Source organism: Bacillus sp. AK031, from assembly GCF_053903065.1.
The window spans coordinates 4,042,051-4,061,229 of record NZ_CP096424.1; the positions used below are offsets into that span (position 1 = coordinate 4,042,051).

16 protein-coding genes are annotated in these 19,179 nt (G+C 44.8%); 5 read left to right on the forward strand and 11 right to left on the reverse strand.

Annotated elements, in window-relative coordinates:
• The first annotated feature begins 91 nt into the window (after window positions 1-91).
• The gene (locus M1E09_RS20630) at window positions 92-694 is read left to right on the forward strand and encodes a rhomboid family intramembrane serine protease (protein ID WP_456272672.1); all 603 of its coding nucleotides are present in this window, start codon (window positions 92-94) and stop codon (window positions 692-694) included.
• 53 nt (window positions 695-747) lie between these two features.
• On the opposite strand, the gene M1E09_RS20635 is transcribed toward M1E09_RS20630, so the two are convergent.
• From M1E09_RS20635 to M1E09_RS20655, 5 genes are all read right to left on the reverse strand, one after another.
• Window positions 748-2,214: a PH domain-containing protein gene (locus M1E09_RS20635; protein ID WP_456272673.1), complete on the reverse strand. Its 1,467-nt coding sequence runs from the start codon at window positions 2,212-2,214 to the stop codon at window positions 748-750.
• Window positions 2,204-2,683, reverse strand: coding sequence for a PH domain-containing protein (locus M1E09_RS20640; protein WP_456272674.1), 480 nt, complete (start codon window positions 2,681-2,683; stop codon window positions 2,204-2,206). Before M1E09_RS20640 ends, M1E09_RS20635 begins: the two co-directional genes overlap by 11 nt.
• A gap of 75 nt (window positions 2,684-2,758) precedes the next feature.
• On the reverse strand, window positions 2,759-3,721 hold the full coding sequence (gene uvsE, locus M1E09_RS20645) for a UV DNA damage repair endonuclease UvsE (RefSeq protein WP_456272675.1): 963 nt from the start codon (window positions 3,719-3,721) through the stop codon (window positions 2,759-2,761).
• A gap of 432 nt (window positions 3,722-4,153) precedes the next feature.
• Window positions 4,154-5,626: a DEAD/DEAH box helicase gene (locus M1E09_RS20650; RefSeq protein WP_456272676.1), complete on the reverse strand. Its 1,473-nt coding sequence runs from the start codon at window positions 5,624-5,626 to the stop codon at window positions 4,154-4,156.
• A gap of 370 nt (window positions 5,627-5,996) precedes the next feature.
• Entirely contained in the window at window positions 5,997-6,692 is a 696-nt protein-coding gene (locus tag M1E09_RS20655) for an alpha/beta hydrolase (protein WP_456275044.1), read from the reverse strand.
• 93 nt (window positions 6,693-6,785) lie between these two features.
• Between M1E09_RS20655 and M1E09_RS20660 the strand changes: the two genes are divergently transcribed.
• The gene (locus M1E09_RS20660; protein WP_456272677.1) at window positions 6,786-7,439 is read left to right on the forward strand and encodes an HAD family hydrolase; all 654 of its coding nucleotides are present in this window, start codon (window positions 6,786-6,788) and stop codon (window positions 7,437-7,439) included.
• Between the two features lie 53 nt (window positions 7,440-7,492).
• Here the strand turns inward: M1E09_RS20660 and M1E09_RS20665 are convergent, their stop codons facing one another.
• The 4 genes from M1E09_RS20665 to M1E09_RS20680 all read right to left on the reverse strand — a co-directional run bounded on the left by M1E09_RS20665 (window position 7,493) and on the right by M1E09_RS20680 (window position 12,528).
• Window positions 7,493-8,869: a UDP-N-acetylmuramoyl-tripeptide--D-alanyl-D-alanine ligase gene (locus tag M1E09_RS20665; protein ID WP_456272678.1), complete on the reverse strand. Its 1,377-nt coding sequence runs from the start codon at window positions 8,867-8,869 to the stop codon at window positions 7,493-7,495.
• Window positions 8,870-8,994: 125 nt separating this feature from the next.
• Window positions 8,995-10,071 (reverse strand): D-alanine--D-alanine ligase, encoded by a 1,077-nt coding sequence (locus tag M1E09_RS20670; protein ID WP_456272679.1) that lies wholly within the window; start codon window positions 10,069-10,071, stop codon window positions 8,995-8,997.
• Window positions 10,072-10,437: 366 nt separating this feature from the next.
• On the reverse strand, window positions 10,438-10,854 hold the full coding sequence (locus M1E09_RS20675) for a universal stress protein (RefSeq protein ID WP_456272680.1): 417 nt from the start codon (window positions 10,852-10,854) through the stop codon (window positions 10,438-10,440).
• Window positions 10,855-11,049: 195 nt separating this feature from the next.
• Window positions 11,050-12,528, reverse strand: a complete 1,479-nt coding sequence (locus tag M1E09_RS20680; protein ID WP_456272681.1) for a SulP family inorganic anion transporter — start codon at window positions 12,526-12,528, stop codon at window positions 11,050-11,052.
• A 281-nt stretch (window positions 12,529-12,809) separates the two neighbouring features.
• On the opposite strand from M1E09_RS20680, the gene M1E09_RS20685 reads away from it, so the two are divergent.
• Window positions 12,810-14,063, forward strand: coding sequence for an MFS transporter (locus M1E09_RS20685; RefSeq protein ID WP_456272682.1), 1,254 nt, complete (start codon window positions 12,810-12,812; stop codon window positions 14,061-14,063).
• Between the two features lie 45 nt (window positions 14,064-14,108).
• Here M1E09_RS20685 and M1E09_RS20690 read toward each other — a convergent pair whose 3' ends face one another.
• Window positions 14,109-14,489: a VOC family protein gene (locus tag M1E09_RS20690; protein ID WP_456272683.1), complete on the reverse strand. Its 381-nt coding sequence runs from the start codon at window positions 14,487-14,489 to the stop codon at window positions 14,109-14,111.
• A gap of 157 nt (window positions 14,490-14,646) precedes the next feature.
• Here M1E09_RS20690 and M1E09_RS20695 point away from each other — a divergent pair, with 157 nt between their 5' ends.
• Entirely contained in the window at window positions 14,647-15,216 is a 570-nt protein-coding gene (locus tag M1E09_RS20695; protein ID WP_456272684.1) for a GNAT family N-acetyltransferase, read from the forward strand.
• A 123-nt stretch (window positions 15,217-15,339) separates the two neighbouring features.
• On the opposite strand, the gene M1E09_RS20700 is transcribed toward M1E09_RS20695, so the two are convergent.
• On the reverse strand, window positions 15,340-16,131 hold the full coding sequence (locus M1E09_RS20700; RefSeq protein ID WP_456272685.1) for a hypothetical protein: 792 nt from the start codon (window positions 16,129-16,131) through the stop codon (window positions 15,340-15,342).
• A 336-nt stretch (window positions 16,132-16,467) separates the two neighbouring features.
• On the opposite strand from M1E09_RS20700, the gene mgtE reads away from it, so the two are divergent.
• Window positions 16,468-17,826 carry a magnesium transporter gene (gene mgtE, locus M1E09_RS20705; RefSeq protein WP_456272686.1) on the forward strand — a complete coding sequence of 453 codons (1,359 nt, stop codon included), beginning with the start codon at window positions 16,468-16,470 and terminating at the stop codon, window positions 17,824-17,826.
• The last annotated feature ends 1,353 nt before the right edge of the window (window positions 17,827-19,179 follow it).

Consider the following 19,179-nt stretch of genomic DNA (forward strand, 5'->3'; position numbering starts at 1 on the left):
CCGCAGGCAAAGCCGAGGAGGCTCACCGCACGCCCCGCGGAGTCGCATGCCTGGAGCGGAAATCACTCTGAACTTAAAAGGAGGTATTCAAGTGTTTGTCCGGACTGAAAGCTTTTCACAATATATCCGCCTGTACCCGGTCATATCCATTATAGTATTTATCCATCTATTATTATTCAGCTTCACGCTGATTCCGTTTCTTCCGGAGGTTTGGGTATACGAGCATTTTGCGGGAATCAACCTATATATATTCAATGGGGAATGGTGGAGGCTGATCACCCCTATTTTTGTACATCTGGGGTTTGCTCACGTTTTATTCAATTCATTTTCACTTATCCTGTTTGCCCCTCCATTAGAAAGAATGCTTGGAAAATTCAAGTTCACTATCATTTATCTGGCCTGCGGAGTTATCGCCAATATTGCCACTTACTTCTTAAAACCGCTTACCTATAACCATGTTGGTGCTTCCGGAGCCATTTTTGGCTTGTTCGGTATTTATGTAGGCATGACATTGTTCCAAAAGCATATGATTACAAGGGAAAATAAACAGGTCATTCTCCCGATTGTTGTAATCGGTTTGGCCATGACCTTCTTCCAGCCGGGCATCAATGTCACTGCCCATCTGTTCGGTCTTCTCTCAGGATTGGCAATCGCTTGGCTACTCCCCTATATTACCAAACCTAATAGGTATTAAAAAAACAGCTGGCACCGAGGGAAAACTATTTCCCAGTGCCAGCCGTTTTTGATTTAGAGCCTTTGCCTTTCAGGGTAATACCATTTATAGATATGCCTTACACTTTGTTCATCCAGATCCTTGATTTTCCCGGCGGCACCGGCTTCCCCGGACTTCACAATCGCCTTTAAATTACCCAGGTTCCTTTTACTCTGAAAAAAATTCTGTTCTGTCTCTAAGGACTGAATCCTGTATTTCTTCATGAATAAGGTATGTTTTTGAAAGGACCGATACCTTAACCCCAGCTGGGAGTCGTGAATGCTCCAGCCCGCACTCCTGAACTTAGAGTATCCCCATAACCAGAATGGCACGTACAAGAGGAGAGACCAAAGGCCAAGTGGCCAGAACGCAATGGAAAGCCCCGCCGCAGCCAGCGTTACAAGAAAGCTTTCCCTAAAAAGGTATCGTCTCAGCGACCTTTTAGGAACAAGGTTGAAACCTTCCGAAAAAGTATATTCAGGCAATGTATCCTGAAGGATGGAAGCAATCTTCTTCTTCTTCACCATCGGCAGCAGTTTGATCGTGCTGCTTTCCTTATCTAACACCGAGCCCCCTGCGCTTTCGATCTGTACAGCGGCATAACCGAAAGGCTGCCTCAGAATGTTTTCCACTATCCTGATTCCCTGGATGCGGTTCAAAGGAACGGTCATCTGTTTCTTCTCCAGCAATCCTCTTGTGATGACCAGATCATCACCCTGTTTTCTTACAGTAAAATCAGCGTATACAAGCAGTGTACCGATAATCGAAGCAACCCAGGCCATGAACAGCCCAACTGCAACCACAACTACCACTAGCAGCAGGCCGCTCCGGACAAACTCTTCCACTTCATTAAAGACTTTTTCATAAGGAATGATTTCATCAAACTGTGACAGGAAGATTAACACACCTGAAATCACCACTCCCGCTCCACCGGAAGTGCTGGCCATCAGGAGCAGATCCTTAAAGCCCATTTTAAAAATGACTGTTTCTGTGTCTTTAATGGCCGGCCTATCATCTTGGACGGCTTGATTCTTTTTAAATGACTTCGCTTCATTAATGATGTTCTGCAAATTTTCCGCTTCCATTTTACTGATCGCCGTCAACTCTGCTTCCGCCTGGCTTTTATCTGAAGATCCCGCCGTTTCAATTTTTACTTTTACCAGACCGAATGGCCGCTGGAGAATGCCTTCCGTCAGATTCAAACTCTGGATTCGTTCAAAAGGAATATACCTCTTTTTCTTCACAAATAGACCGTATTCAATTCTCAACTCTCCATCTTCAATCCAGTAGCTGAAGCGCAGCCACTTGATGATGCCTGACACCAGCAAAAAAATCAACATGGCCCCGGTTATCAGGAATGGCAGCCATTTGAAAAATCCCGTTGCCTCTTCCCCTCTGTTCAAGAAAAATAAAAAGATGATCGGCAGGATAAGTTCTTTTAACTGTTTAAGGAAGTTGGCAACTGCCGAAATCGGGTGAAGCCTCTTTTTCTCAGACATCATCTTCAGCCACCCTTGCCAGTGCAGAAATCGAACTCCGGAGTTCGTCCGCTTCATACATGTCTAAAGCCGGTATTTCATGCGTTGTCGCAGCCGTTGAAATAGTAATGGTCGCCAATCCATACTTTCTTAAAAGCGGTCCCTGCACCGTATCCACATGCTGAACCCGGACCATTGGCACCAGTGTCCTTTTTACAAAAAAGACCCCTCTTTGCAGTTCAATCTCCTGCTCCCTGACTTCATAACGCCATCTTTTCCATCTAATCATCGGCAGTAACGCAACGGAGAAATATGTATAAATCGCCGCTATGATGACTGCTGCAGCAGGTATCCATATCGGCCAGTCAAAAAAATAGGTCAGGACAAGTGCTGCGACGGCAAGGATTACAATACCGGCCGAATGCATAACTCCGTACCATCTCCACACCGGCAGCGCTTTTTCTGATATCCGTTTCATCGGTTCTTTATTCATCGGTTCAGCCTCCAATCGATTGTTCCCTTCTCATTGTATACGATTGCAGACGCTCATTTGTTTCGTTTATTCAAATTATTTTATTTCAAAGGACGCCTGATCGATCCATTGAAGTGAAGATTCCCCCCTTAACTGTTCCGCCAGCCTGAATAAGGCATCATCTTTCTGTTTGGCTTCAATCATGCAGTCGACTCTGTCTGTTGATTCTTTGATTCCATTCAGGAAGTCCATGAACATACCGGGATCAATATAATCTGCATGGGCCTTGTAATCTTTCTCTGACCGCGGGCTGGAAATGTGCATCTTGACTGGCAGCGGGGAGTTTTCCCACGTGCGGACGACCCGTTCCCAGCCCTCTTCCCACCCCAACTCATGATGAGCCAGGTGGTGATGGTAGTCAAACACCATAGGAACACCAAGCTTTTCGCAGAGATACAACGTGTCTTGAAGCGTAAAAACAGTATCGTCATTCTCCAGGATGATCAGATCCTGCAGGGAAACCGGTGTCAGGCCCCAGTTATGGATGAACTGCTCAAGCGCTTTTCCTTTATCATCATAGGCCCCTCCGACATGTAAGACACAGCGGTGTTTCGGGTCGACGTCCATGCCTTTGAGCAGCGCTTCATGAATCTTTAAGGTCTGAAGCGTATTTTTCAATGTATCTGTATTGGAGGTATTAAGGAGAACGAAATGATCGGGATGAAACCCGACACGCTGCGGATGCTTCTTGATAAATTCGCCGATTTCATGCAGCGGCTCCTTCAAAGCCCGCATGAACTTCCAATCCTTGAGCTCAGGATGGTTCGCCAGCGGAATCAGTTTTGAACTGAACCTGAAAAACTTTATGTCATATGCGAGATTATGTTTAAGGAGCCTTAAGCAGTTTTGGAGGTTCGAGACCGCAATGCGCTCGAGTTTCCGCAGTCCCGCTTCCCTGTCTTTCAGCTGTGAAAATTGTTTATAAGTCATTGTTTGGGATGGTGACGCATTTTCCAAGTGAACGCTCATTGCCACGTATCCAAGTCGTACAATCGTCATTTCTGCCCCCGCCTTTTTTGGATAGTATCTGCCAGTGGAGGGGGTTCTATTAGAATTTTGATTTTATAGGGCGGCAGAGGAGTAATTTTTAGGTGATTTTGAAAGAATATCTGATTAATTCAGGATATTCTTTCAGAATTTCCAAATCATTGCGATTCAGACCAACTCATATCATGACGGAAAAACAATTTATGAGCGTAATTTTTGTATTTATGAGCCAAACTTATTAGTTTATGAGCCAGATTTTGATTTTATGCGTATCTTTTCAATTTTTTGAGCCTGATATCATATTTATGAGCATTTTGCCTTTGTACGGGAAAAAACCAGCAAGAAAAATCCCTCATAGGTAATCGGCCCAAAGAAAACAATCAACACCGACACACTCAAACTCAACAAAAAACCACTCCCGCAAGGAAGTGGTTTTGAAAAATATTATGATTCTCTTTGCTGCTTGCGGCGAGGGTTGCGTTGTTGACGGCCTCTTGAAGAAGAGTAACCTTGTCTTCCTCCACCTTTGCCTCCGCGAGAAGATCCTTTTTTATAATCGCGTTTGCCACCGCCGCCTCCGCGTCCATCTCTTTTGTTTGGAAGCGGGCGTTCCTCTGTGATTTGAACCGGTGTATCATCCGGCTCTTTCGTGAACAGGCGAAGAGCAGCTGCTACGATATCTACATCGTTGTGGTCTTCAAGAAGTTCTTTTGCCATGCTGCGGTAATTTTGAAGTTCGTTGGAATTGATTGTTTCCACTAACTTCTCCATTGCCAAGCGCTGCTGGCCTTCAAGTGCTTCATTTGAAGTTGGCGGCTTCATTTGCGTCATGCTCTTTTTCGTTGTTTTTTCAACAATGCGAAGGTAACCCATTTCTCTTGGTGTTACAAACGTCATCGCCATACCTTCTTTACCTGCACGTCCTGTACGTCCAATACGGTGAACGTAGCTTTCAGGGTCTTGAGGGATATCGAAGTTATAAACATGTGTAACTCCTGAGATATCAAGTCCGCGTGCCGCTACGTCAGTAGCTACAAGCACATCGATACGGCCTTCTTTGAACTGGCGAAGAACGGTCATACGTTTCGCCTGGCTCAAGTCACCATGAATACCTTCTGCAGAGTAGCCTCTCAACGTCAATGCACGAGCCAGCTCATCCACACGGCGCTTTGTGCGTCCGAAGATGATGGCAAGTTCAGGTGACTGAACATCAAGTAAACGGGAAAGCACATCGAATTTTTCTTTTTCATGCGCTTTTACGAAATACTGCTCGATATGCGGAACAGTCATTTCTTTAGACTTCACGCTGACTGTTTCAGGGTCTGTCATGAAGTTGTTGGCGATTTTGCGGATCGGTCCCGGCATTGTTGCTGAGAACAATAGCGTTTGGCGCTCATCCGGTACATTCTTCAGGATGGATTCGATATCTTCGATGAATCCCATGTTAAGCATTTCATCCGCTTCGTCCAAAACAAGTGTGCTTACGTTTCCAAGCTTCAATGTTCTGCGGTTGATATGGTCAAGCATACGACCTGGTGTACCAACGATGATATGAGGGTTCTTTTTCATCGCGCGGATCTGGCGCTGGATGTCCTGGCCGCCGTAAACTGCTAATACACGGACTCTTTTGTCCTGGCCGATTTTGAATAATTCTTCGGAAACCTGGATTGCAAGCTCACGGGTAGGTGCAATGATAAGTCCTTGGACGTTCGGGTTGTTGACATCGATCTTTTCAACCATTGGAATACCAAATGCTGTTGTTTTACCAGTACCTGTCTGTGCCTGTCCGATAACGTCCTTGCCTTCAAGTGCCAATGGAATCGCACCTGACTGGATTGGCGTTGCCTCTTCAAAACCCATTCGATTGACGGCTTTTAACGTACTAGAGCTTAAATTTAAATCTGAAAACTTTGTCAATTTCTCATTCTCCTTTTGTTTATGGCTGTCTTCGCATTGTTTTCACTTTCCTGATAGGGGAATAGCAAAAAAGGTTGCGAAAGGAGCCTTATTGATGCATTTATTTTTATTGACATGGTCTACATTTTCATAAAGAGAACCCGGCTATAGTCTAAGCTACCCGCATGATAACGGGACATGGATCTTACCGAGAATATATTTATAGTGAAAGCCGTGTTATCCTTATCGGCAATAAGTTTTAGGATTCCTAATCCACCCTACAAAAAAAATTACTCTTCTTAAAGAAGAGTTTGCACAAAAAAATGTGAACAATGTTATGGATATGTTACCACTAATAGAAAAAGATTTCAATTAAAGTAAAATTATCTTGCTATTCACTTTCTTTCAAGAGAAAAGATGCCACCTTCTCAAACAGGTCTGCACTGTCGTCGCTATGGCAGATGAGGTGCTTTGCTTCTTCCGAAAAATACCTTTCCTTTTCATCATATGTAATTTCTTCAAAAAGAAAATCGGCACTTTTCGGCGGAACGATTCCATCTTTTTTCCCCTGGGCAATAAAGACAGGAATGCTGATTTCTTTTAGCAGCGGTTTCACCATCAACACGACTTTTCTGAACTGGTAGGTTGCGGATATCGGCGTATCCTTTATCTTCTTTTTATACCTTAGATACAGCTCATTATTCGATAGGTCGCCGCGAAATACATCCTGAACCATTTCTTTGATATCGGCCAGCAGCTGTTTCGGGTTGACATAATAGGCAGCAGCACTCAGCAATACCAGCTTGCATACAGGGTAATTTACAGCAAGATAACTGGCGATCAATCCTCCCATGGAAAATCCGATAATATATACTTTTTCACATGTCTCCAATAAATTCTTGAGCTCTTTTTCTGCACATTGAATCCATTCTTCTGCCTTTTTGCCTTTCAGAGCCAGAGACTCTCCGTGCCCCGGCAAGGTTGGAACAGAAATCTTCCAATCGGTATGATATTCCAGATACTGAGCGAGAGGGTCGACTTCGTACGGTCCTCCTGTGAAACCATGTAAAATTAAACATCCATTCATCATTATCACCGTTTTCAAGGTATTATATTTATTGCTCTTGAGTTTTATAAAAAAGAAATTTAATACCGTCTTTTTAAAAAAAGGAGAGATACTATGAAAGCAATACTGTTCGATCTGGACCGGACGTTACATGACCGGGATGCTTCTGTGCTTCGTTTCCTGAAGGCTCAGCATCAGTCTTTAAATGAGCTGCAAACAGCTGGGGTACCTTCTTCTTATATTGACCGGTTCATTGAGCTCGAATGCAAGGGATACGTTTGGAAAGATAAGGTTTACAGCCAGCTGGCCGGGGAATTCAATCTTCCGCTCTCCCCGTCAGAACTGCTTCAGGATTACTTAACAGGCTTTCACCGTCACTGCCGGGAGATGGAAGGGACTTCTCTTTTACTCCCTTTTATAAGAGAAGCGGGATTTAAAGTCGGAATGATAACGAACGGAATGACCGATGTACAAAATAATACGATTGACGCATTGGGCATACGCCCTCACTTTGACTGCATTATCATTTCCGAAGAAGCAGGGATGAAAAAACCTGACCCGCGGATTTTTATAATGGCGGCAGAAGCGCTCGGTGTGTCGCCCTCGGATTGCCTGTATGTTGGCGACCATTATGAAAACGATGTAGCCGCTGCCCGCCAAGCCGGGATGAAGGCCGCGTGGCTCGTGGTGGATGAAGCGGTTCAAGAGAGACCTCAAGCCGATATCGTAATCTCCACACTTAACGAACTGCAGGAACACCTGGAATAGCAAAGCGGTGCCTGGTACAAATCAGCGCATTTGTACCAGGCACCAGGAAAGGGTTATTGTGTAAGCTTCTCGATTACTTCCTCCAGCCTCATGCCTCTAGAGGCTTTGAAAAGAAGGATCTCATCTCCTTGCAGGATTCCTTCCAGCTTTTCTGCCAGTTCCTGTTTGTCATCAAAGCTGAAGACATTTTCTTTACCGAGATTTTCGGAAGCCCCTTTGGCTGCATGCTTCGACAAGTTTCCGTATGTGAATAGAAAATCGATTTTGCCTTGTTTGATTTCCTTGCCTATTTCATAATGGTACGTTTCTTCCTCAGGCCCCAGTTCAAGCATGTCACCCAGAACAAGTATTTTTTGGGTGTAGCCTTGAAGGCCTGAAAGCAGGTTGATGGCCGCCCTCATGGAAGTTGGGCTCGCATTATAGGCGTCATTCAGGATTTTCTCACCGCGTCTGCCTTCCATCATTTCCATTCTCATTTGAGTCAGCTTCAGATTTTCGAAAGCCTGCGGCATTTCGCTGTATTCTACTCCCCATTCTCTGGCGATAAGCATGGAAGCCAGTGCATTCATGATGTTATGCTCGCCAAGGACAGGCAGCACAACCTCCAGGTCCGGCTGGGCATTGACCCTGAAGGAACTTCCTGTATCAGTCGTTCGCATTTCAATTGGATATAACGTATGGCCGTCCCCTTGCCCGAATGTTTCCACCTTAAACGGCCAGTTTCGGTCAACCCGTTCATTCAGCAGAGGTTCATCCCCGTAATAGACGAACAGACCGTCCTTTTTTAACCCGCTGATGATCTCAAGCTTGGCTTTGGCGATTCCTTCTCTTGAACCAAGGTCCTGAAGATGGGATTCTCCGATATTAGTGATGATGGCTGCATCAGGCAGGGCAATATTCGACAATTCTTCAATCTGCCCGAAACCACTCATGCCCATTTCCAATACCGCAACCTCCGTGCCCTTTTCCAGCGCAAGAATTGTAAGGGGGAGCCCAATATGGCTGTTATAATTCCCCTGTGTTTTTTGAACTTTATATTTGACGCTCAACAGATTTGCCATCATATCTTTTGTTGTTGTTTTCCCGTTACTTCCTGTTATTCCTACCACTTTGATGCCCAGTTCCTGCCTGTACGCCCTGGCAAGGTTCTGGAGCGCTGCCAATACATCTTCAACAATGATAATCGGCAGATTCGCAGGAGGGTTCGGAACATCCTTCTGCCACAGTGAGGCACTCGCTCCGCTTGCAATGGCGCCCTCGACATACTTATGGCCGTCGACATTTTCACCTTTGAACGGGATGAACAGGTTTCCCTTTTCAATTTTTCTGGAGTCGATACATACTCCCTGAATCTTAATATCCTGAATGGCAGAAGTATCGTTTTCCACATCAATCATTCCGGCTAACTGTCCAATGGATTTATTTATCATTCCAATAGCTCCTTTTCAATTCGGTCTGCTTTCCTATATTATAGGCACTTGGCACTGCATTGTTACTTCCAGTATGTTTGAAAAAAAGAGGGCTGACTCAAGTGTTTACGCCAGCCCTTCTTGGGTTACATCGTATGTTTGATATTCTGCTTCTCTTCGTGGCGCTCTTTGGCCAGCTGGACAAGGCGCTCGATCAGCTCCGGATATTCGACGCCGGTGTGCTTCCAAAGCAGCGGGAACATGCTGAATGGCGTAAACCCAGGCATTGTATTGACTTCATTCATATAGATTCCACCGTCTTCTGTCAAGAAGAAATCGGCACGAACAAGTCCTGAGCAGTCCAGGGCTTTAAACGAATCGACAGCAATCCGTTTCATCTCTTCATATACATCATCAGGGATTTCTGCAGGAATGATGAGGGCCGTATCGCCATCTTCATACTTTGCTTTGTAATCGTAGAAATCTTTTTTCGGTAAAATTTCTCCGGGAACTGATACTTCAGGATCATCATTGCCAAGAACCCCAAGCTCGATTTCTCTCGCTTTAACCCCTTCTTCAATAATAATTTTACGGTCAAATTGGAAAGCTTCCTTGAAGGCAAGGATGAGTTCTTCACGGGATGTCGCCTTGCTGATCCCAACGGAAGAACCAAGGTTTGCAGGCTTGACGAAGCAAGGATAGCCAAGCTCTTTTTCAACCTTTAAGTAAGCCGCTTCCGGATCGCTTTCCCATGTCTTTCTCAAATACCATACATAATTCACCTGCGGGATGCCCGCCTGTGCATAAAGGTTTTTCATGATGACTTTATCCATACCGGCTGCAGAAGCCAAGACTCCATTTCCTACATAAGGAAGGTCCAGGAGTTCCAGCATTCCCTGTACTGTACCGTCTTCCCCGTTTGGGCCGTGAAGCAGCGGAAGGATGACATCAAACGTGCCGCCTTCATTTTCGGACGCGCTTAAAGTGGTGCTCAATGCGTTCGGTGCAATGGCTTCGCCTTCTGAGAAAGCGAGCTCTTTAACCGCTTCAACAGGTCCTTGAAGCTGAGGCCCTTTAATCCATTGGCCTTCTTCAGAGATGTAGATCGGGTATATATCATATTTGTTATTATCAAGAGCGCCGATTACAGCTTTGGCTGTCTGCAGGGAAACATTATGCTCAGCTGATTTGCCGCCGTATAGTAAACAGATTTTTGTTTTCATAAGTTGTAGCCTCCAGTAATTGAAGTAAGATGTTTCTATTTTATCACTTTCGCCTGAAAGCGGAAGAAGGATTGTGCAGGAAAAAACAAATTAAGTACAATGTCTGTTACTAAATTTCTATGTAACAAGAAGAATGTCCTACTACATCACATTACTTACGCTGTAAAAATATACCCTCAGGCAACACCATATCAAACATCCTTATTATCCGGAACACCCACCATAAGTATTCCGGGGGACTGTCCCCTGTTACGCTAACGCATTAACGCACTGAAAGGGACAGTCCCTCTCAGTGCGTTAATGTGTTAAAGTCGTATTCCGTTATTCGACAAAACCAGACACATTCCGGGTAGTGCCTGTCACCAGTTATTTCACTACTAGAACCGGGCGGTCTGCCTTTTGCACGACCTGATGGCTGACGCTGCCGAGCACAAGTTCCTGGAGTGCATTCAGGCCCCTGCTTCCGATGACGATCAGATCCAACTCTTCTGTTTTGGCGCATTTGATAATTTCTTCGGCCGGATTGCCCTTTGTCAGGTTGACAGAATAATGGATATCCGCCTCTGCAAGAACCTTGGAAATCGGCTTCAATTTCTCTTCGCGTTCTTTCTGCCGTGCACCCGGGTTCATCCCCAGCCAGGCGTCATGCTTGGAAGCTTCATGATCAATGACATGGATAACCATTAATTTATAGTCTTCATTACCCTGTAAAAGCGTAACAACATGCTCTGCCGCTTTACTGGAATGGGGGGATCCATCAGATGCTAAAAGAATTTTTCTCATATACTCCACCTCTTTTATATGATTTTATCAGAAGCACATTTGCAAAGAAGGGTTTCCCTGAAACATTCACAATTTGTCCTCATGTAGCGAACTGTGTTATACCATACGCCCTTTGCACTATTTTTCTGACGCTTTTCCGGAAATTTTCAACAAAAAAGACTATCCTCCGGAACAAAGGATAGTCTTCTTACTATATTAATGGCCAGACAGCTTGGCGCCCTCTTTATTGTGGACAGCCAGCTTGTCGATCAAATTCGAACTCGCCTCATTCATGCCTTTCAACGTTACCGTGGTACCTGACTCTCTAAGCTTAAGAACAATCCGGTCGATAGCATTTACACCGGAATCATCCCAGATATGAGCTTTCGAAAGGTCGATTTCAACTTTCTCGACATTTTCATTGTAGTCAAACGCGGCAATCAAGTCTGTTACAGAGGCAAAGAAAATCTGGCCTGTAACCTGATACACTCTTTTGCTTGTCTGTTCTTCAACAAACGAATGAACATGGACTTCTGAAATTTTTGCTGCAAAGAAAATCGCACTTAGAATAATACCCGCAAATACACCTTTCGACAGGTCATGCGTATAAACTACTACAGAAACTGTCACAATCATGACCAATGAATCAGTGATAGGAGCTTTCTTTAATGATTTTAAAGAACCCCAGTCAAACGTTCCGATTGATACCATGATCATGACACCTACAAGAGCAGCCATCGGAATCTGGACGACAAGATCACCAAGCACCATGATCAGGAACATCAGGAACACACCCGCAACAAGTGCAGACAAGCGTCCGCGCCCGCCGGATTTCACATTTATGACCGATTGGCCGATCATGGCACAACCTGCCATACCGCCGAAGAATCCAGCGACGATATTGGCAATCCCCTGCCCTTTACTCTCCTGGTTCTTATCACTTGCCGTATCTGTCATATCATCAACAATAGAAGCTGTTAATAAAGACTCTAATAGACCCACCATCGCCAATGCAATCGAATAAGGGAAAATGATGGACAAGGTTTCAAGGTTAAATGGAATTTCAGGTACTAAGAATAGAGGCAGAGACCTTGTTAGTTCTCCCATATCCCCAACTGTTTTAACACCAAGTCCCCCAAAGATAACGACCATGGAAATGACGATGATCGCAATCAGCGGAGACGGAACCGCCTTTGTAAACCTGGGAAGAATATAAATGATAGCAAGCGCACCTGCAATCAAAGCATACACCAGCATGCCTTCACCTAAGAAGTGGGGAACCTGCGCCATAAAAATCAAAATCGCCAAAGCGTTTACGAACCCCACCATAACGGAGCGCGGGATGAATTTCATGAATCTCCCAAGCTTGAATACCCCAAATAAGATTTGGAATACCCCCGTTAAAATTGTGGCCGCAAATAAATACTGCAGTCCGTGATCCGCGACTAACGTAACCATCAACAGAGCCATGGCACCCGTCGCCGCTGATATCATCCCGGGACGTCCACCGACGAAAGCAATTACAACCGCAATACAGAAGGAAGCATACAAACCTACCATTGGGTCGACACCCGCAATAATTGAGAACGCGATCGCTTCAGGAATTAAAGCAAGGGCTACGACGATACCTGAAAGGATATCCCCTCTGACATTGTGGAACCATTCAGTTTTGTAGTTTTTGAACAAAACTTGCACCTCTTTCTATTAATATATTATTTCTTTTCCCGTAGAAAAGACCCCGACCAAAACATGAGTAATCATACCTTCTATCAGAGAACTTAACAAGAGGTTATGTAAGCGGTAATTAGCTGGTTTTTCTCTCTTAATCTTTGATTTTCTATTGTTATCGCACGCAAATGATAAAATTGGCTTATGTAGAAGTTTAACTTTTCAGAAAAAACACATCGCCTTTATAAGTCAAATCCTTACAAACGTGTCCTGCCTTTTTGCTATCCTATTGGAAGGAGGTATTCACAATGAGTTCAAACGCACCTATACATACAAAGTTTTTTTACGGCTGGATGATCGTTGCCATTGCCGGGCTGGCTGTATTTTTTTCAGGACCCGGACAAACATACTCAGTATCCGTTTTTATCGACCACTATATCAAGGATTTCGGATGGAGCCGCTCGCAGGTTTCTTCTATTTATTCTGCCGCTACCCTTCTGTCTGGATTATGCATGTTTTTTGTAGGATGGTTCATCGACAGGTACGGCCAGAGGCGGATGTTCGTTTTCGTTTCAATCGGTTTGGCATTGGCCTGTCTGCTTAACAGTATGGTCGCCAATATCACCATGTTGTTTTTTGGTTTCTTCCTTATACGCTTATTCGGTCAGGGGTCGCTCACTTTGATTCCGAACACCCTTGTCCCGCAGTGGTTTATTTTAAAAAGGGGGAAGGCCCTGAGCTTCATGGCCATCGGTGGATTTGCAAGCTCTGCAGCCATCCCCCCAATCAACGCCTGGCTGGTTACCGACTTCGGTTGGGAATTCACCTGGAGGCTTTGGGCTGTGCTGCTGGTCTTGATCTTTACGCCGCTTGCATTGTTTTTCGTCCGCAACAAGCCTGAAGATATCGGACTTCTCCCTGATGGAAGGCAAAAACGGCTGGATATCAATGAAGAGGAGGAGGAAGATTTAGAAGATAATTGGACATTCCAGGAAGCACTGAGGACGAAGGCATTCTGGCTCATTCTGTTTTGTGTAAGCATTCCCGCCCTGGTGAATACCGGGATTACCTTTCATCTCATTTCCATCTTCAAGTGGAATGACCTTTCTGCAGGGACGGCTGCGCTTGTCCTGAGCCTGATGGCACTAGTCGGATTTCCTGTCACGCTTCTAGCCGGAAGGGTCCTTGATAAGGTAAAAGTAAATTATGTTCTCGCTGGAATTTTTGCAGGGGAAATCATTTTCATCCTGTTCTTGTTTGTCACAAAGACCCCATGGCTGGCGATTGTGTTCGGCTTGCTTTGGGGAATCAGCGGCGGTTTTGAACGGATTGCGTTGACCTATATTTGGCCGAGTTATTATGGAAGGGCATCACTTGGACGCATAAAAGGGACCGCCACCACCGTGATGGTCCTTGGATCGGCATTCGGCCCGCTTCCATTCGGTTTTGCTTATGATACTTTCAACGGCTATTCCGAGATACTGCTGCTGACGTTAATACTGCCGGCCCTCGGAATTGTATTTTCCCTGCTGGCGAAAAAACCGGAAAGAGAAACAGCCTGAACCATAATTCCCCACTAAAAAAAGAGAGCTGTGTGCTCTCCTTTTTTAGATTGGCGTACAAATTTCAATATAGTGCCCGTCAGGATCCTCTATATAAGCGACCACTTGTCCCCATGGTTTTTCGGTTGGTTCCAGCAGGATCGCCACACCTTCGCTCCTTAACTTTTCGACGGCGCCTCTTACATCCTCTGTCACCAGCCCCAGTTCAAATGTCTGCTCTTTTCGCTTGCTGTCCGGTATCGGCAGCCCGGTAATCTCCCTGCCTGATTCTCTCGTATTAAAAGAAAGAGTCGTGCTGCCAGTTTCAAGTTCTATGTAAGTACCTGCCTCCATCTTAATCTGTAAACCAAGCAAGTCGCGGTAAAATCGGATTGTTTCCTGCAGATTTTCAACATATAAAATGACATAACCTAATTTTAACTCCATCTGGATCCTCCTTTGAATAAGATTTCACTCTCTTCACAAATTCTATTCCGCTCTTTAATTTCCTTTTTAAAAGAGAAATTTCTTTAGGACAGCCTGCGGGTATGGTTAAATTAAACCAAGATTAAATTTTCAGATTTAAGCGGCAAGGAGAGATAGGATGACGCTAACAGGACCAAAAGTGGCCTTGCGAGAGGTGAAACCCGCAGATTTACCGGAATTATTCAAACTGATCTATGGTGAAGGTGACGAGCTTCCGGAATGGAAGAACTGGGATGCCCCCTACTTCCCGTTCAGCAAACCAAATTATAAGTCTTACATAAAAGGGACAGCCAAAAAGATCAAGGAAGGCAGAGACAACCAGCGGATGGCGATCATTGTCGATGGTGTCATCATCGGCACCGTCAATTATTATTGGGAAAATGAATTGACGAAATGGCTTGAAGCCGGAATCGGCATCTACCGCCCTGACTACTGGAATGGGGGCTACGGCACAGAAGCGCTTTCCATGTGGGTGGAACACCTTTTTAACACTCTCGATATTCCCCGTGTCGGCATCACGACATGGTCCGGGAATGAACGGATGATGAAAGCAGCCGAAAAAGTGGGAATGATTCTTGAAGGCCGCCTGAGAAAGTGCCGCTATTATAATGGGGAGTACTATGATTCCATCCGCATGGGGATCCTTCGTGAGGAATGGGAAGAAAAGAAACCTGATTTTTTGAGATGACAGGAGATTGTGCTTTAATGCATTAAAGTACAAAAAGGGACTGTCCCTCTTAGCGCTTTAAAGTGTTAAAGCACTATAATCTTAAAAAGCAGATTAAGCCTTGTTGCTTAATCTGCTTTTTTTTTAATTCAAATACAGGCTCCATTCTTTGGATTTCCGGTCGTATACCAGGTAGCCGTAGGCCTGGTTATGAGAAAGGAGCTGGTAGTCTTCGTACATGGTATCCATATGCATATAATCGCCCATTACCCAAAGCGGGATTTTAATGGTGGTTCTCCCTTTAACTGCCGCTTGAATGGAAATTGCCAGTCCTTCTTTTATTTTTTCCTTTAGTGAGTACATGACTTCCTTCCGGATAGGGGGAAGGCTGGTGATCTTCTGGCCCGGCAGAAGGCGTTTCAGGGGTTTGTCTCCCTTTTGCTGAACAAGCTTCCCTGAAATGGTTTTGCCGAGCATGCTGTAGAAGTCATCTGTATGCCTGTAATAGGTTTTGTTGAACCAGCCGTCATCATGTGCCAAATAGACAAACCGGTTATTCAGCTTTGAGTAAAATGGCGAATTCAAACTTTGTTTCGTATGACCCATATAAAGTATCTCCGCAATCTCCTGTCCGCTCAGCTGATCCAGTCCGTCCACTTCCTCAAAGTCGACCCAACAGAAATCTCCATATCCATGAATATTATCCGCTGCCAGCTTATTGACCTCTTCTTTGTCCGTATACTCCATAAGCGTATTCATATTGAAAGAACCGTGGTCAAACTGATGCTCAATCATCAACAGGTGGTTGAGAGGCTGCGGCAGATTTTGTGAAAAATCGCGGAACTCCAGTCCATAAGACATCACATATTTCTGAGCTTCATTCTGGTGTATATAAATGACGTCTTTAAAATTGCCGTTCTGTTTCAGTTGTATCACTTCCCTTAAATTGGAATCCGAGTTCATATCGTTAATTTTATCAAATTTTGACGAAAATAATATTTTATTATGATTACATTTTTTTAACTGCATTTGTGTTTATAAGGCTGTTTCGTATAGATTGTTGCTTTCGGAAAAATCCCAAGAGCCGGATTTTTCCCCTGGATACAAAGTTTTTTCTCTCTTAACGGGGAGAGTAGCTCTTTTCCCTCGTGCTTACCAAAATATTTCAGGTGAATTATGGCGATATTTTTCGGAATTCATATTGAATAGCGACAAAGTTTACGAAAAGAGCCATAATAAAAATGTTAATCTCCACAAAAGGAGGGCCCTCCCATGTATAAAACATTGCCTCAGGACCAATTGACACTGCTGACCATCAAAGCTCTTAAAGAGGGCAAGAAAAAAGAACTGCAGCAAATGCTTGAAGAATTACAGCCATATGACATGGCATTAATCTATACAAACCTTCCAGAGAAGCATCAGGCGCGTTTCCTCCTGCATTTAACCATACCCGTTTTAGCGGATATGATTCAGGAACTTTCCCCTGATGAACAGATATCGGCTCTTCAAAAAGTCGGGAAGGAGCGGTCCGGCAAAGTTCTCGATGATATGGATAATGATGATATCGCTTCCCTGCTGGATAATATGTCGCCTGAACGGATCGAAAAGTTTTTATCCGGCATGACTAAAGAGGAATCATCAATCGTCCAGGATATGATGAACTACCCGCCGGAAACAGCAGGCCGCTTGATGACAAACCGGTTTGTCTGGATCAGGAGTTATTATTCTGTAAGAGAAGCAGTCGACAAGCTGAAAACATTCGCGGAATTTGCGGAAACCATCAATTACTTGTATGTGGTGGACGAAAATCGAAAGCTGGTCGGTGTGGTCTCCTACCGTGACCTTCTGCTGGCAGACATGGACCATATGATCAAAGACATTATGTATACTCGCGTCATTGCGATCGGGTTGGAGACCGACCAGGAAGAAGCGGCCAGGCTGATCGAGCGATACGACTTCCTTGCGATTCCCGTCATTGATGAGGAGGGTATACTGAAAGGAATCATTACTTTTGATGACATTATCGACGTTGTGATCCAGGAAGCGAATGAAGATATCGAGAAGTTATCCGCATCCGGTAAGGCCATTGATTTTGATACAAAATCACATGTTGCTGCTTACAGAAGGCTTCCTTGGCTGATCTTGCTTTTGTTTATCGGCCTTGTATCCGGGAGCATCATTGCCTCTTTTGAGGAGACATTGTCAAAGGTTGTGGCTCTGGCCTTTTTCATGCCGATGATTGCCGGGATGACCGGCAACACAGGAACTCAATCTCTTGCTGTCGTTGTCCGCGGACTGGCTTCGCGGGATATTGATATGAAAATGGTCATGCGGCTGATTGGCAGGGAATTTGGGGTTGCGCTGATTATCGGGATCACCTGCGCCATCTTGATTGCTGTCATTGCCTTTGTATGGCAGGGCACACTTGTACTCGGGTTTGTCGTCGGATCTTCCCTGCTGCTGACTTTGATTATCGGCACGATGGCCGGCACGATCATCCCACTCATTTTGTACAAGTTAAATATCGATCCGGCTGTCGCCTCCGGACCGCTCATCACAACCATTAACGACATTTTATCGCTGCTGATCTATTTTGGCATTGCGTCATTTTTCATCCATTTATTAATGTAACCATCGAGCGAGGTGTTTTCGGATGCCTCGTTTTTGTTGTTGGTTTTTTTCACCGCACCATCTTCAAGTTTAGAAGCTCTTTAGGGAATCGAAATCTGAGTCGTGATTGGCGCTCTATCGGGGTGGCGATTTAATGAAATTTCAAATCCAAGTCGCCATTTGCCCTCTATGGTGCTGTCATTTTAGGAAAAATCAAAAGCCGAGTCACCATTGGCGCTTTATGGGGGGGTCAAATCAGCATAATTCCAAATTGGAGTTGCCATTGGCGCTCTATGGCGCTGTCATTTCAGGAAAAACCAAAATTCGAGGCGCCATTGGACCTCTATGAGGGTGTCAAATCAGCATAATTCCAAATTGGAGTTGCCATTGGCGCTCTATGGCGCTGTCATTTCAGGAAAAATCAAAATTCGAGGCGCCATTGGAGCTCTATGAGGATGTCAAATCAGCATAATTCCAAATTGGAGTTGCCATTGGCGCTCTATGGCGCTGTCATTTCAGGAAAAACCAAAATTCGAGGCGCCATTGGACCTCTATGAGGATGTCAAATCAGCATAATTCCAATTCCTAGTCGCCATTGGCGCTCTATGGCGCTGTCATTTCAGAAAAAACCAAAATTCGATGCGCCATTGGACCTCTATGAGGATGTCAAATCAGCATAATTCCAATTCCTAGTCGCCATTGGCGCTCTATGGCGCTGTCATTTCAGAAAAAACCAAAATTCGATGCGCCATTGGACCTCTATGAGGATGTCAAATCAGCAAAATTCCAAATTGGAGTTGCCATTGGCGCTCTATGGCGCTGTCATTTCAGGAAAAATCAAAATTCGAGGCGCCATTGGACCTCTATGAGGGTGTCAAATCAGCATAATTCCAAATTGGAGTTGCCATTGGCGCTCTATGGCGCTGTCATTTCAGGAAAAATCAAAATCCGAGGCGCCATTGGACCTCTATGAGGGTGTCAAATCAGCATAATTCCAAATTGGAGTTGCCATTGGCGCTCTATGGCGCTGTCATTTCAGGAAAAATCAAAATCCGAGGCGCCATTGGACCTCTATGAGGGTGCCAAATCAGCAAAATTCCACTTCCGAGTCACCGTTAGAGCTCAATAAGGGTATGGACTGACGGGAAATAGTGACACTAAACCCCCAGCACCACAAACTAAATGTCCTTAGAACCTCTCTAGTTACTCTTAAGTCAAGCAATTCACCAACACCCCCCCCGCCATTTATTCCTCCTTATAAGACTAATTCACTGAAATTGGGGGAATGTAACAAGAAGAGTCTTTTTTCGTCGGGGAGGTGCAGAGGCCATACCCTCTTAAATTTTTAAAAAACCAGGGGGAAAGCCCTCAATT

Excerpts from the sequence above, each read along its gene's own strand:
- M1E09_RS20635 (WP_456272673.1), bottom strand. The coding sequence starts at position 2,214 with ATGATGTCTGAGAAAAAGAGGCTTCACCCGATTTCGGCAGTTGCCAAC.
- M1E09_RS20640 (WP_456272674.1), bottom strand. The coding sequence starts at position 2,683 with ATGAATAAAGAACCGATGAAACGGATATCAGAAAAAGCGCTGCCGGTG.
- uvsE (WP_456272675.1), bottom strand. The coding sequence starts at position 3,721 with ATGACGATTGTACGACTTGGATACGTGGCAATGAGCGTTCACTTGGAA.
- M1E09_RS20655 (WP_456275044.1), bottom strand. The coding sequence starts at position 6,692 with ATGAATGGATGTTTAATTTTACATGGTTTCACAGGAGGACCGTACGAA.
- M1E09_RS20660 (WP_456272677.1), top strand. The coding sequence starts at position 6,786 with ATGAAAGCAATACTGTTCGATCTGGACCGGACGTTACATGACCGGGAT.
- M1E09_RS20665 (WP_456272678.1), bottom strand. The coding sequence starts at position 8,869 with ATGATAAATAAATCCATTGGACAGTTAGCCGGAATGATTGATGTGGAA.
- M1E09_RS20670 (WP_456272679.1), bottom strand. The coding sequence starts at position 10,071 with ATGAAAACAAAAATCTGTTTACTATACGGCGGCAAATCAGCTGAGCAT.
- M1E09_RS20675 (WP_456272680.1), bottom strand. The coding sequence starts at position 10,854 with ATGAGAAAAATTCTTTTAGCATCTGATGGATCCCCCCATTCCAGTAAA.
- M1E09_RS20685 (WP_456272682.1), top strand. The coding sequence starts at position 12,810 with ATGAGTTCAAACGCACCTATACATACAAAGTTTTTTTACGGCTGGATG.
- M1E09_RS20690 (WP_456272683.1), bottom strand. The coding sequence starts at position 14,489 with ATGGAGTTAAAATTAGGTTATGTCATTTTATATGTTGAAAATCTGCAG.
- M1E09_RS20695 (WP_456272684.1), top strand. The coding sequence starts at position 14,647 with ATGACGCTAACAGGACCAAAAGTGGCCTTGCGAGAGGTGAAACCCGCA.
- mgtE (WP_456272686.1), top strand. The coding sequence starts at position 16,468 with ATGTATAAAACATTGCCTCAGGACCAATTGACACTGCTGACCATCAAA.